Annotated in this window: 11 protein-coding genes; 3 read left to right on the top strand and 8 right to left on the bottom strand. The window is 69.9% G+C overall.

The genetic code is table 11. From position 1 onward, the window contains the following. Positions 1-31: 31 nt before the first annotated feature. From ABD951_RS10525 to guaB, 3 genes are all read right to left on the bottom strand, one after another. Positions 32-1,810 carry an FAD-dependent oxidoreductase gene (locus tag ABD951_RS10525; protein WP_345344426.1) on the bottom strand — a complete coding sequence of 593 codons (1,779 nt, stop codon included), beginning with the start codon at positions 1,808-1,810 and terminating at the stop codon, positions 32-34. A 188-nt stretch (positions 1,811-1,998) separates the two neighbouring features. Beyond that, positions 1,999-3,138, bottom strand: coding sequence for a GuaB3 family IMP dehydrogenase-related protein (locus ABD951_RS10520; RefSeq protein WP_345344424.1), 1,140 nt, complete (start codon positions 3,136-3,138; stop codon positions 1,999-2,001). Between the two features lie 36 nt (positions 3,139-3,174). Then, positions 3,175-4,698 carry an IMP dehydrogenase gene (gene guaB, locus ABD951_RS10515; protein WP_345344422.1) on the bottom strand — a complete coding sequence of 508 codons (1,524 nt, stop codon included), beginning with the start codon at positions 4,696-4,698 and terminating at the stop codon, positions 3,175-3,177. 297 nt (positions 4,699-4,995) lie between these two features. On the opposite strand from guaB, the gene ABD951_RS10510 reads away from it, so the two are divergent. After that, positions 4,996-5,400 carry a DUF5319 domain-containing protein gene (locus tag ABD951_RS10510; RefSeq protein ID WP_345344420.1) on the top strand — a complete coding sequence of 135 codons (405 nt, stop codon included), beginning with the start codon at positions 4,996-4,998 and terminating at the stop codon, positions 5,398-5,400. 76 nt (positions 5,401-5,476) lie between these two features. Here ABD951_RS10510 and ABD951_RS10505 read toward each other — a convergent pair whose 3' ends face one another. The 3 genes from ABD951_RS10505 to ABD951_RS10495 all read right to left on the bottom strand — a co-directional run bounded on the left by ABD951_RS10505 (position 5,477) and on the right by ABD951_RS10495 (position 8,057). Continuing rightward, positions 5,477-6,532, bottom strand: a complete 1,056-nt coding sequence (locus ABD951_RS10505) for an anti-sigma-D factor RsdA (RefSeq protein WP_345344418.1) — start codon at positions 6,530-6,532, stop codon at positions 5,477-5,479. Further along, positions 6,525-7,103: a sigma-70 family RNA polymerase sigma factor gene (locus tag ABD951_RS10500; RefSeq protein ID WP_345344416.1), complete on the bottom strand. Its 579-nt coding sequence runs from the start codon at positions 7,101-7,103 to the stop codon at positions 6,525-6,527. Before ABD951_RS10500 ends, ABD951_RS10505 begins: the two co-directional genes overlap by 8 nt. Before the next feature lie 90 nt (positions 7,104-7,193). Beyond that, positions 7,194-8,057 carry a hypothetical protein gene (locus ABD951_RS10495; protein ID WP_345344414.1) on the bottom strand — a complete coding sequence of 288 codons (864 nt, stop codon included), beginning with the start codon at positions 8,055-8,057 and terminating at the stop codon, positions 7,194-7,196. Between the two features lie 526 nt (positions 8,058-8,583). On the opposite strand from ABD951_RS10495, the gene ABD951_RS10490 reads away from it, so the two are divergent. Next, the gene (locus ABD951_RS10490; RefSeq protein WP_345344412.1) at positions 8,584-8,877 is read left to right on the top strand and encodes a WhiB family transcriptional regulator; all 294 of its coding nucleotides are present in this window, start codon (positions 8,584-8,586) and stop codon (positions 8,875-8,877) included. A 73-nt stretch (positions 8,878-8,950) separates the two neighbouring features. Here ABD951_RS10490 and groL read toward each other — a convergent pair whose 3' ends face one another. Together groL and groES are read right to left on the bottom strand one after the other, a co-directional pair. Further along, entirely contained in the window at positions 8,951-10,567 is a 1,617-nt protein-coding gene (groL, locus tag ABD951_RS10485; RefSeq protein ID WP_345344410.1) for a chaperonin GroEL, read from the bottom strand. An 81-nt stretch (positions 10,568-10,648) separates the two neighbouring features. Next, complete coding sequence (groES, locus tag ABD951_RS10480) at positions 10,649-10,951, bottom strand: co-chaperone GroES (RefSeq protein WP_007535256.1); 303 nt, start codon at positions 10,949-10,951, stop codon at positions 10,649-10,651. 268 nt (positions 10,952-11,219) lie between these two features. Between groES and ABD951_RS10475 the strand changes: the two genes are divergently transcribed. Next, complete coding sequence (locus ABD951_RS10475; protein WP_345344404.1) at positions 11,220-12,947, top strand: TIGR03767 family metallophosphoesterase; 1,728 nt, start codon at positions 11,220-11,222, stop codon at positions 12,945-12,947. The last annotated feature ends 40 nt before the right edge of the window (positions 12,948-12,987 follow it).

Genomic DNA, 12,987 nt, shown 5'->3' with positions numbered 1-12,987 from the left:
GGGTCGATCATGCTCCCCCGGGTCGTCGGTGTCAGGCCGCGCCTGTGCCGGACTCGGACTTCTCGTCGTTCTTCGCGGCAGGCTTCGTCGCGCCAGGGGTGCCGCTGCGGATCTCGACGATCGGCAGCACCAGCGCCGCCGGTGCACCCGCGGGCACCACCGGGTTCGTCGGCGCGACGGCGTCCACCCGCCGATAGCCCTCGCCCTGCGCGGGGCGAGTGTCGTGCTCGCCCTTGTTCGGCCACAGCGACGCCGCCCGCTCCGCCTGGGCGCTGATCGTCAGCGACGGGTTCACGCCCAGGTTCGCCGACACCGCGGAGCCGTCGACCACGCTGAGCGTGGGGTAGCCGTACACCCGGTGGTACGGGTCGATGACGCCGCGGGTGACGTCGGCGCCGATCGCGCAGCCGCCGAGGAAGTGCGCGGTGAGCGGGATGTTGAACACCTCACCCCAGGTGCCGCCTGCGACGCCGTCGATCTTCTCCGCGATTCGCCGGGTGGCCTCGTTGCCGACCGGGATCCACGTCGGGTTCGGCTCGCCGTGACCCTGCCTGCTGGTGACCTTGCGGCGACCCAGCAATCCGGGCTTGGTGTAGGTGGTGATCGAGTTGTCGAGGTTCTGCATGACCAGCGCGATGATCGTGCGTTCGCTCCAGTTCCTGACGCTGAGCATGCGCAGCATCTGCCGCGGGTTGGCGGCGATGGTCTTGAGCAGCTTCACGAATCGCGGGGTGCTGCCGCCGCCGTCGGTCATCAGGGTCTGCAGCAGGCCCATCGAATTCGAGCCCTTGCCGTAGCGGACCGGCTCGATGTGGGTGTCGGAGGCGGGGTGGAACGACGAGGTGATCGCGACTCCCCTGGTCAGGTCCAGATCCGGGTCGACCGTCAGCTTCGCGGCACCGAGGATCGCCTCGGAGTTGGTCCGGGTCAGCTCCCCCAGCGTGGCCGACAGCCGCGGCAACGCGCCGGTGTCCTTCATCTTGTGCAGCAGGTGCTGGGTGCCCCAGGTGCCGGCCGCGAGGACGACGTGCCCGGCGGTGTACGTCCGGTGAATCTTGCGCACCTTCGCCCCGGTGCGGCGGGTCTGCACCTCCCACGTCCCGTCCGACGCCTCACGCAACGCGGTGACCGTGGTCATCGGCACGATCGTGGCGCCCGCCTTCTCGGCGAGACCGAGGTAGTTCTTGACCAGCGTGTTCTTGGCTCCGTGACGGCACCCGGTCATGCACTCGCCGCATTCGATGCACCCCGTGCGGTCGGGACCGGCGCCGCCGAAGTACGGGTCGGCGACCGTCTTGCCCGGCTCCCCGAAGAACACGCCGACCGGGGTCTGGATGAAGGTGTCGCCCACGCCCATGTCGTCGGCGACGGACTTGATGATCTCGTCGGCCGGGGTCATGTGCGGGTTCTGCACGACACCGAGCATCTTGCGGGCCTGCTCGTAGTGCGGCGTCAGTTCGACGTCCCAGTCGGTGATGTCCCGCCACTGCGGGTCCTGGAAGAACGACGACGGCGGCTTGTAGAGGGTGTTGGCGTAGTTGAGTGAGCCGCCGCCGACGCCGGCGCCGGCGAGGATCAGCACGTCGCGCAGCAGGTGCACACGCTGGATGCCGTAGCAGCCGAGAGCCGGCGCCCACAGGAAGCGCTTGAGGTCCCAGCTGGTCTTCGCGAAATCCGCGTCGGTGAATCGCCGGCCCGCTTCGAGGACTCCGACCTTGTAGCCCTTCTCGACGAGCCGCAGCGCCGTGACGCTGCCACCGAATCCGGAGCCGACGATCAGGACGTCGAAATCCGTCGCACGCTTGCCCATGAAGAGACCTCCACCGTGAAACCTGGGTTGTTACTCGCCAGTATGCACCCCGGATCTGTGACCGATCCCACAAGGGTTGCCTAAGCGTAACCACCAGTACCGGAAAACGTTGCGGACCAGGGCACGAACACGTCACCGCCCGACCCGGGGAACCGGATCGGGCGGTGACGGCAGCGGAGGTGCGGGGCTCAGGCGCGGACGGTGAGCCCGACCTTCTGGAACTCCTTGAGGTCCGAGTACCCGGCCTTCGCCATCGAGCGGCGCAGGCCGCCGACGAGGTTCAGCGAGCCGTACGGGTCGTCGGACGGGCCGGTGAGCACCCGGTCCAGGCTGGGGCGGTCGCCGAACCCGACCGGCAGCAGCGCGCCGCGCGGCATCGACGGGTGCGCGGCCGCGGACGGCCAGTACCAGCCGCCGCCGGGCGCCTCCGCGGACGCCGCCAGCGGAGCCCCGAGCACCGCGGCGTCGGCGCCGCAGGCGATCGCCTTGGCCAGGTCGCCGGACGTGGCGATGTCACCGTCGGCGATCACGTGCACGTACCGGCCGCCGGTCTCGTCCAGGTAGTCGCGGCGGGCGGCCGCCGCGTCCGCGATCGCGGTCGCCATCGGCACGCCGATGCCGAGGACCTCACCGGTGGTCGTGGCGCCCTCGGTCGAGCCGTAGCCGACGATCACACCGGCGGCGCCGGTCCGCATCAGGTGCAGCGCGGTGCGGTGGTCGCTGACGCCGCCCGCGACGACCGGCACGTCCAGTTCCGAGATGAAGGTCTTCAGGTTCAGCGGCTCGCCGGCCCCGTTCGCGACGTGCTCGGCGGAGATGATCGTGCCGTGGATGACCAGCAGGTCGATGCCCGCCTTGACCAGCTCCGGGGTCAGCGCGCGGGCGTTCTGCGGGCTGACCCGGACCGCGGTGGTCACGCCCGACTCCCGGACCTGCGCGACCGCGGCGGCGAGCAGGTTCGCCTGGATCGGCGCGGCGTGCAGCTCCTGGAGCTTGCGGATCGGCGCGTCCGGGTCCGCGTCGGACTCCGCCAACTCGACCAGCTCGGCGATCCGCGCGTCGACGTCGGCGTGCCTGCCCCACAGCCCCTCGCCGTTGATCACACCGAGGCCGCCGCGCTTGCCGAGTTCGATCGCGAACGACGGCGACACCAGCGCGTCGGTCGGATGCGCGAGCACCGGGATGTCGAACCGGTAGGCGTCGAGCTGCCAGGCCGTCGACACCTCCTTCGACGACCGGGTCCGGCGGGAGGGGACGATGTCGATGTCGTCCAGCTCGTAGGTGCGACGGGCGGTTCGGCCCATACCGATCTCAACGAGGTCGCGCACGCGCGCCCCTTTCTTCGATGTGTAGTTGGGTGAGTACTAGCGGGCGGCGTAGTTCGGGGCCTCGACCGTCATCGTGATGTCGTGCGGGTGGCTCTCCTTCAGTCCGGCAGCGGTGATCTGCACGAACTGCGCCTCCTGCAGGTGCTCGATGGTCGCCGAGCCCGTGTAGCCCATCGCGGCCCGCAGGCCGCCGGTGAGCTGGTGGATGACCGAACCGAGCGGCCCGCGGAACGGGACACGACCCTCGATGCCCTCCGGCACCAGCTTGTCCTCGGACAACACGTCGTCCTGGAAGTAGCGGTCCTTCGAGTAGGACTTGCCCTGGCCACGGCTCTGCATCGCACCGAGCGACCCCATGCCGCGGTAGCTCTTGAACTGCTTGCCGCCGACGAGGACCATCTCGCCGGGCGACTCGGCGGTGCCGGCCAGCAGCGAGCCCAGCATCGCGGTGGAGGCACCGGCGGCGAGGGCCTTGGCGATGTCGCCGGAGAACTGCAGACCGCCGTCCGCGATGACCGGCACGCCGGCCGGCTTGCAGGCCGCGACGGCCTCGAGGATCGCGGTGATCTGCGGGGCACCGACGCCGGCGATGACGCGGGTCGTGCAGATCGAGCCGGGCCCGACACCGACCTTGACGGCGTCGACGCCGGCCTCGACGAGCGCCTGCGCGCCGCCGCGGGTCGCGACGTTGCCACCGATGATCTGCACCCGGTCGCCGACCTCGGCCTTGATCTTGGCGATCATCTCGAGCACGCCGTTCGAGTGTCCGTGCGCGCTGTCGACCACCAGCACGTCGACCCCGGCGTCGGCCAGCGCCATCGCGCGGGTCCACGCGTCGTCACCGACACCGACCGCGGCGCCGACGAGCAGGCGACCGTCGCGGTCCTTGGTGGCGTTGGGGTGCTGCTCGGTCTTGACGAAGTCCTTGACCGTGATCAGCCCGGTGAGCTTGCCCTGGCCGTCGACGATCGGCAGCTTCTCGATCTTGTGCCGGCGCAGCAGGCCCAGCGCGGCCTCGGCGGTGACACCCTCCTGCGCGGTGATCAGCGGCGCCTTGGTCATCACCTCGGAGACGGGGCGGTTCTGGTCGACCTCGAAGCGCATGTCGCGGTTGGTGATGATGCCGACCAGCTGGCCGTTGGCATCGGTGACCGGCAGCCCCGAGATCCGGAACCGTGCGCACATCGCGTCGACGTCGGCGAGGGTGTCGGTGGGATTGCAGGTGACCGGGTCCGTGACCATGCCTGCCTCGGAGCGCTTGACGGTCTCGACCTGCCCGGCCTGCGCCTCGGTGGAGAGGTTGCGGTGCAACACGCCCATGCCGCCGGCGCGGGCCATCGCGATGGCCATCCGCGCCTCGGTGACGGTGTCCATCGCGGAACTGACCAGCGGAACGTTCAGCCGGATCTCGCGGGTCAGCTGGCTCGAGGTGTCCACCTGGCTCGGGATGACGTCCGAAGCCGCGGGCAGCAGCAGAACGTCGTCGAAGGTGAGCCCCAGCATCGCCACCTTGTCGGGACGATCTCCGCCGGTGCGCACGTGCCCTCCGGAATTAGTCATGCGGCTTTCGAACCTTTCCCTCGAACGTCGGTTGCGCTGGACCTTCGGACACGGACGCGCCGGGCGGGACACCCGCTGCACGCGCCCTTTCCTGTGCCGATTCGCCGCGATTGGTTGAACTGAAACAATGCTCGAATCCCGGCGAACTATTCCCTCAGACCGTCCACCATGGTATCGGCTGCGCCCGTGAGCGAGCGAACCTGGTGGTTGTCGCGAGCGAACCTGGTTGCGTCGCGCGCGAACCCCCGGTCACCGAACAGGTGGCGCAGACCGCCCCGCGCTGCGTACCGTGGACCTGTGCGTGATCAACTGCCTCCCGGTCTGCCTCCGGATCCGTTCGCCGGCGACCCGTCCGACCCCTCCGCCGCGCTGGACGCGATCGAGCCCGGTCAGCCGCTCGACCCACACGAGCGACTCGCCGTCGAGGAGGACCTCGCGGACCTGGCGGTCTACGAGGCGCTGTTGGCGCATCGCGGGATCCGTGGCCTCGTCGTCTGCTGCGACGACTGCCAGCAAGATCACTACCACGACTGGGACATGCTGCGGGCCAACCTGCTCCAGCTGCTCGTCGACGGCACGGTCCGCCCCCACGAGCCCGCCTACGACCCCGTCCCCGAGGCGTACGTGACCTGGGACTACTGCCGCGGTTACGCGGACGCGTCCATGAACGAGGCCCTGCACGGGGACGCCTTCGACGCCTGATCGTCGACCGCGCACACCTCGGAATCCACGACAACGGCCCGACAAGCATTGCTTGTCGGGCCGTTTCGTTGTGGGTCTACCCGGTCGGTGTGCCGGGCAGGTTCGGCAGCAGGTCCGCCGACGGCAGCTTCGGTGTCGGGACGACGATGACGGGCGTCGACGTCGATCCGGTGCCGGTCGAGCTCGGCGGTTCCGGCTTCGGCGACTCGGTGGTCGTCACGACGGGACCGGGACTCGGCGTCGTCGCCTCCACCGGCGGCGGCAGGGACGGCAGGGTCAGCGACGGCAGCGTCGGCACGACCGGGAGGCTGGGCAGCTCGGAGGGGACCGTCGGCACGGTCGGCAGGACCCCGCCCGGCAGGGTGGTCGGCGGCGGGACGGGAACGGTGGTCGTCGCGCCGGGAGGTGTCGTCGTCGACGGCGGGACCGTGGTGGTCGTGGCCTTCTCGACGTCCGCCATCAGCCGGTCGTGCCAGGCGTTCAACTCGTCGCGCTTGTCGGCGTCGTTGACGGCACCGACCCGCTTGCTCGCGGACTGCAACACGGTCATCGCGGCCTGGGTGTCCCCGGACTGGATCAGCCGCTCGGCTTCCTGGAGATTGCTGGTGGTGTCGATGCTGGCGACCGTCGAGTTGGCGCGCTCGGTGAACACGACCTCCTTGACCCGCCACAGCGGGTCACCCGGCTGCGCGTTGTAGGAGAACACCGTCAGACCGGCCATCACGACGGCGATCGCTGCCGCGGCACCGGCGAGTGGGCGCACCAGGCGCAGGCCGCCGCGACGTGGTGACGCCTGTCGCGCGAGTTCCTCGTCGACGGCGGCGGCCACCTCGTCGAGGGTCGGTCCGGCAGGCAGGTCGGGTCCGACGATGTCGGCGCGCCAGCCGGCGAGGAGCGCCGCGAGCTGGTACTCCTCGGCGCTCGCGGTGGGGACGTCGCCGCCCCCGGCGATCGCGTCGATCAGGGCGTCGTCGCGCTGCACCGCCGCCAGGTCGACGGATTCCCCCGGGCCGGATTCACCACCGGCCGCGCCCGACGCATCACCCTGCTCCGGCTGGGTGAGGTCGGCGTCGGACGCATCGTGACGCCGCGACCACTTGTCGTGCCCGCTGCGTTTGCTCCCCCTAGCCATACATCTCACCCGCTTTCGCCACTTCGTTCTTCAACTTCGCGAGCGCCCGGTGCTGGGCGACCCGTACTGCTCCGGCCGTGCTCCCGACAGCGGCGGCCGTCTCCTCCGCCGACAGTCCGACGACGAGGCGGAGGATGATGATTTCGCGATGCTTCTCGGACAGCGTCGCGAGAAGGTTGTTGACCTGCCTGCTGGTCTCGGAGTCCAGCGCGAACTTCTCCGGTCCCTCGTCCGTGGACACTATGTCCGGTACTTCGGCCATCGATTCCGCCCTGTTACGCCCGGCGTTGCGGTGCGCGTCCGCGACCTTGTGTGCGGCAATCCCGTACACGAATGCCATGAAAGGCCGCCCCTGATCCCGATACCGCGGCAGAGCGGTCATCACAGCCAGGCACACCTCCTGCGCCACATCGTCCGCGGACAGATGTCCTCGTTCCGCGGCTCCGACCCGTGATCGGCAATACCGCACGACCATGGGTCGGACAAACTCCAGAACCCGAGCCAAGGCAACCCGATCGCCCTGCGCTGCGGCAGCGACGGCTGAGTCCAACTCCTCGCTCGTACTACTCATCGACAGACTGCGTCCTGGCGTTACAGTGGCGTCCGCGTGACCGGACGCTCCCACCGGTTGGCGGAACGTTTGAAGAATAGCGACCAGCCCTCACGATTCCCTGAATCGCCCGCCCGCGCGGACGATTCGTCCCTCCATACGCGACCGGACATCGTCCGCGTCGGGGCCGGGAGCAACGCCGCCGAGCAGCATTGCGGCCGCCCATTGCAGCGGGAGGAGACCGTGCTCCTCGCACCGGGCCAGCACCGCCCGGGCGGGCGCGACGGCCGCGGACGGGTCGGGGCCGGCGCTGGTCGCGGCGGCGAGCAGCAGCTCGGACTTGACCTGGTGACGCACCGACGGCGACGCGTCGGCGAGTTCGACCGCGCGTGCCGCGTGACGCCGCCCCCGGTCGGGATCACCGGATGCGAGCGACATCTCGGCCGTCACCCAGTGCAGCCGGATCCGCTGTCGCCAGAGCGGGTCGCACGAAGCGGAGCGGAGCCGCGCGGCCCCGGACTCTCCGCCGCACGAAGCGGAGCGGAGCTGCGCGGCCCCGGGCTCTCCGCCGATCAGTTCCGCGCAGCGGTCGAGGAGTCGGAACCCGAGCGCGATCCGACCGCACCCGAGGGCGTCGGCCGCCAGCCCGGTCAAGGCGTCGCAGCGGGCCGCGACGGCCGGTACGGACTCGTCGCCGCCGAGCACGACGAGCGCCCGTCCGTCGTGTCCGGAGGCGAGCCGGTGCCACCCGAGCTGGCGCAGCAGCGACGCCTCGGTGCTGGCGGCGAGGGAGTCGAGGACCGCGCCGGCCCGACAACGGCGCAGCGCGGCGAGTTCGGCTCGGGCGCCGGCGTACCGGCCCTGCCCGCCGAGTGCGACCGCGCGCAACCAGTGGCCCTGAGCGGTGACCGCCGGGGGCAGCGGCACCCGGCCGGGTGACGGTCCGAAGGCGATGTCGTCGAGTGTGTCGAGCACGGCGGTAAGCGTAGGCGGCACCACGACGGGACCCCCAGTAGGCGTTGGTGGCGAGTTTGTCGAGAGTTTTGGTCACATTAACATTTCGACTTGCACAATGATTGAACTCAATCTCGGAGCGCGCGACCGATTCGCCCTATCCGATCCGAGTCGACGCCCGCACGCAACGTCTCACACAACGCAGCCGGGCACGCGCGTACCCGGTCTGCGCCACCCTCCGCCGGAAATGGCGCACAACCTGCGTGAACGCCGCCAACCCGGGCCTGAACTGCCGTTTCCGATCCGGCGGCAAAGAATCACGAAATTGTGTCGATGTCGATGAACGGAGCGTTAATTCTCGCGTCGCGGGGTATGTAAATCACCACGTGAAGATCTATTGACTCGATTTCCGCGGCGCCTATAACGTTGCGGTGGAAATTGGGTACACGCGTGAACGGTCTTTGTTCTCACGCCGGGCTCCGGCCCGGCGCGAGCGAACCACCTGGAAGCGAGTGCAGTGCTCGAGTAGCCGACGTCAGGAGATGGCATGCCGCAACCGAATCACCTCCCCGGCCCAAACGCCGACATTTGGGACTGGCAGATGCACGGACTCTGCCGCGGCGTCGACTCCGCAATGTTCTTCCACCCCGACGGCGAGCGGGGACGGGCCCGTGCCCAGCGGGAGATGCGGGCCAAGGAGATGTGCCGGCAGTGCCCGGTCCTCAACCAGTGCCGCAACCACGCGCTGAGCGTCTGCGAGCCGTACGGCATCTGGGGCGGAATGTCGGAAGCCGAGCGCGAGGCGCACGCTCGCCGCTACCGGCAGCGCATCGCCTCCTGAGGCACCGCACCACGCACAACAGAAGGAGCCCCGGACGGCGACGCCGTCCGGGGCTCCTTCTGTCGCTGCGGAACTAGTGGCTGTGGCCGTGACCGTGGCCGGCCTCGTCCTGCTGGACCGGCTTGTCGACGACGGCGGACTCGGTGGTCAGCACCATCCGTGCCACGGAGGCGGCGTTGACGACAGCGGAACGCGTCACCTTCACCGGGTCGACGACACCGTCGGCGAGCAGGTCGCCGTACACCAGGGTCGCGGCGTTGAAGCCGTGCCCCTTCGGCGCCTCGGAGACCTTGCTGACCACGACGGATCCGTCCAGACCGGCATTGGTGGCGATCCAGTACAGCGGGGCCTCGATCGCGGTGCGGACGACCTCGACGCCGGTCGCCTCGTCGCCGGACAGCGACGCCGCGAGGTCGGCGAGGACCCGACCGGCCTGCACGATGGCCGAGCCACCGCCGGGCACGATGCCCTCCTCGACCGCGGCCTTGGCCGCGTTGACCGCGTCCTCGACGCGGAACTTGCGCTCCTTGAGGTCGGTCTCGGTGGCCGCGCCGACCTTGATGACCGCGACGCCGCCGGCCAGCTTCGCCAGGCGCTCCTGGAGCTTCTCGCGATCCCAGTCGGAGTCGGTGTTCTCGATCTCCCGCTTGAGCTGCGCGACCCGGGTCTCGATGTCGGCCTCGGTGCCCGCACCCTCGACGATCGTGGTCTCGTCCTTGGTGACGACGACGCGACGCGCGGTGCCGAGCAGGTCGAGGCCGGCGTCCTTGAGCGTGACGCCCATGTCGGCGGTGATCACGGTGCCTGCGGTGACGACGGCGAGGTCCTCGAGGAACGCCTTCCGCCGGTCGCCGAAGTACGGCGCCTTGACGGCGACGGCCTTGAGCGTCTTGCGAATCGAGTTGACCACGAGGGTCGACAGCGCTTCGCCCTCGATGTCCTCGGCGATGATCAGGACCGGCTTGCCGGACTCGGCGATCTTCTCGAGCAGCGGCAGGAAGTCGGGCAGGGAGCTGATCTTCTCGCGGTAGAGAAGGACGAGAGCGTTCTCGAGGACGGCCTGCTGCGCGTCGATGTCGGTGACGAAGTACGGCGACAGGAAGCCCTTGTCGAACTGGACACCCTCGGTGACGACGAGCTCGGTCTGCAGGGTCGAGGACTCCTCGACGGTGACGACACCGTCGGTGCCGACCCGCGTCATCGCCGCGCCGATCAGCGCACCGATCTCCTCGTCGCGGGACGAGACGGTCGCGACCTGCGCGATCGCCTGCTCGCCCTCGACCGGGGTCGCGGCGGCGAGCAGGGCCTCGGACACCGCGTCGGCGGCCTTGGCGATGCCCGCGCCGAGCGCGATCGGGTTGGCACCGGCCGCGACGTTCTTCATGCCGGCCTTGACCAGCGCCTGGGCCAGGACGGTCGCGGTGGTGGTGCCGTCGCCGGCGACGTCGTTGGTCTTGGTCGCGACGGACTTGACGAGCTGGGCGCCGAGGTTCTCGAACGGGTTCTCGAGCTCGATCTCACGGGCGATGGACACGCCGTCGTTGGTGACGGTCGGGCCGCCGAACGCCTTGGCCAGCACGACGTGCCGGCCGCGGGGCCCGAGGGTGACCTTGACCGCGTCCGCGAGCTGGTCCACGCCGCGCTCGAGTGCGCGTCGCGCGGTCTCGTTGAATTCGATCTGCTTGGACATGTGTGCGGTTACTCCTGGGAGGGTCCGTGAACGCGATCCGCCCCGGGTCCGTGGGTGGACGCCGGGGCGGATGCACGTGGCTTACTTGGAGATGACAGCCAGCACGTCGCGCGCCGACAGAATCAGGTACTCCTGGCCGGCGTACTTGATCTCGGTTCCGCCGTACTTGCTGTAGATGACGGTGTCGCCCTCCTGGACGTCGAGCGGGATGCGCTTCTCGCCGTCCTCGTCCCAGCGGCCGGGGCCAACGGCGACAACGGTGCCCTCCTGGGGCTTCTCCTTCGCCGTGTCGGGGATGACCAGGCCAGAGGCGGTCGTCGTTTCGGCCTCGTTGGCCTGGACGAGGATCTTGTCCTCGAGCGGCTTGATGTTCACGCTCGCCACGATGAGCCCTCCACTTTCAGGGGTTTCCAGCGCCCAGGGCTGATCCCTGGGCGGGTCGGGTTGTACTGCACGATTACGGCGCCGCACCAGGTCCCGTCGTCGCGGGTGCCGGGACCAAGCGAGTGCCAACTAGCACTCTATACACGCGAGTGCCAGCGCTCAAGAGGTGCGGGTGCTGACCCGCCCCGCCGCGCCGGCCGTCACCGTCCGTTCACCGCACGGACGGTTCCCGGCAGCCCAGTTGAACATCTGACCTAGAGTCGGTGCCGTGGCGGACATCAGCAGGCGCAATTTCATCGGACTCGTCGGGCTCGGAGCGGCCGGCGCAGTCGGGGTCGGGGCGTTCGGACGCGCACCCTGGGGCACCTGGTACGCGGCGGCGGAACCCCTGCCCGCACACATCGCAGGCACCACCCTCGAGGCCGTCGCGACGCCGATCGGGACCTCCGGCTACCGCCCGCTCACCGCGGGCCCGGGCTGGCCGACGGTCGTCCGCGGTGAGCTGACCGAGCCGCGGGCCGGCCGCGAGGATCGCCGGACCGCGCTCGCCTCGCTGGTCCAGCTGACCGACCTGCACGTCCTCGACGCCCAGTCCCCGATGCGATTCGAGTACCTGCACCAGTTCACCGGGTCGGCGTTCCGCCCCCACGAGACGCTGACCACCCAGGGGCTGGTCTCGCTGGTGTCCCGGATCAACTCGCTCGGCCGGGGTCCGTACACCCGCCGCGCGTTCGACGCGGTCGTGACCACCGGCGACAACACCGACAACAAGGAGCACGCCGAACTCGGCTGGTTCCTCACCGCGCTCAACGGTGGCACCTTCGTCCCGAACACCGGGGCCGCCGACCGCTACGAGGGTGTGCAGAACTCCGGCTCCGAGTTGTACTGGAACCCGGAGTCGCCGATCCCCGACCGGTACAAGCGGGCCGGGTTCCCGGAGATGCCGGGGCTGCTGGGCGCCGCGCTGCGCCCGGTGACCAGTCCGGGCCTGCACACGCCGTGGTATTGCGTGTTCGGCAACCACGACGACTCGGTCGAGGGCACCGTACCCAGCGGCATCGGCGTCCTCGAGGCCATGTACACCGGGTCGGTGAAGATCGAGTCGCCCGATTCCGCGCAGGCCCGCGCGATCGGCAGTGCCGCCAGTTCCGACCCGGCGGCGCTGCCCGCGGTCCTGGCCGCGGTCACCACTCCGCCCCGCATCGTCACCCCGGACCCGGCGCGCGCCCCGTTCACCCCGCGGCAGTTCATCGCCGCCCATCTGGACCCGGCGAACACCGGCCCGGGCCCGGTCGGGCACGGCTTCGCACCGGACGCCGGCGACACCGGGATCGGGTACTACTCGTTCGAGATCGCCCCCGGTGTGGTCGGGATCAGCCTGGACTCGACCAACCGCGCCGGCTTCGTGGACGGATCGCTGGGGCAGGCCCAGTTCCGGTGGCTCGAGCGGACCCTCGTGGCCGGCAGCAGCCGCTACCACGACACCGACGGTCGCCTGGTCACCGAGCCCCGGGACGACACCTGGTTCCTGCTGTTCAGCCACCACACGAGCGGGACGATGGACAACGTCACGCCGGACCCGGAGAACCCGGGCGAACCGCGCTACCGCGGCGCTCAGCTGATCGACCTGCTGCACCGGTTCCCGAACGTGCTGGCCTGGATCAACGGCCACACCCACGACAATCGGATCACCCCGCACACCGGCCCGACGCCTGCGCAGGGGTTCTGGGAGATCAACACCGCCTCGCACGTCGACTTCCCGCAGCACGCCCGGATCGTCGAGGTGGTCGACAACGCCGACGGCACGCTCTCGCTGCTGACCACCCTGATCGAGTCCGACAGCCCGTACGACGTGCGCCCCGGCGACTTCACGCAGCAGGGTCTGGCGTCGCTGTACCGGGAGTTGTCGTTCAACGACATCCACGCCGACCCGACACGGCTCGGCGCCGCCACCGACCACAACGTCGAGCTGCTGCTGCCCTCGCCGCGGGCGTGAACGCCGGGATTTGTTGCACCTTGTATGCAAGTAACCTACG

It is taken from the genome of Rhodococcus olei (genome assembly GCF_039540555.1).
Lineage (GTDB): Bacteria > Actinomycetota > Actinomycetes > Mycobacteriales > Mycobacteriaceae > Rhodococcus_G > Rhodococcus_G olei.
Note: the sequence above shows the minus strand (reverse complement) of the source record. Positions and strands in the feature narration are given on the sequence as shown.

Coding starts and splice junctions, on each gene's coding strand:
- guaB (WP_345344422.1), bottom strand. CDS start 4,698: ATGACTAATTCCGGAGGGCACGTGCGCACCGGCGGAGATCGTCCCGAC.
- ABD951_RS10500 (WP_345344416.1), bottom strand. CDS start 7,103: ATGAGTAGTACGAGCGAGGAGTTGGACTCAGCCGTCGCTGCCGCAGCG.
- ABD951_RS10490 (WP_345344412.1), top strand. CDS start 8,584: ATGCCGCAACCGAATCACCTCCCCGGCCCAAACGCCGACATTTGGGAC.
- ABD951_RS10525 (WP_345344426.1), bottom strand. CDS start 1,810: ATGGGCAAGCGTGCGACGGATTTCGACGTCCTGATCGTCGGCTCCGGA.
- ABD951_RS10505 (WP_345344418.1), bottom strand. CDS start 6,532: ATGGCTAGGGGGAGCAAACGCAGCGGGCACGACAAGTGGTCGCGGCGT.
- groL (WP_345344410.1), bottom strand. CDS start 10,567: ATGTCCAAGCAGATCGAATTCAACGAGACCGCGCGACGCGCACTCGAG.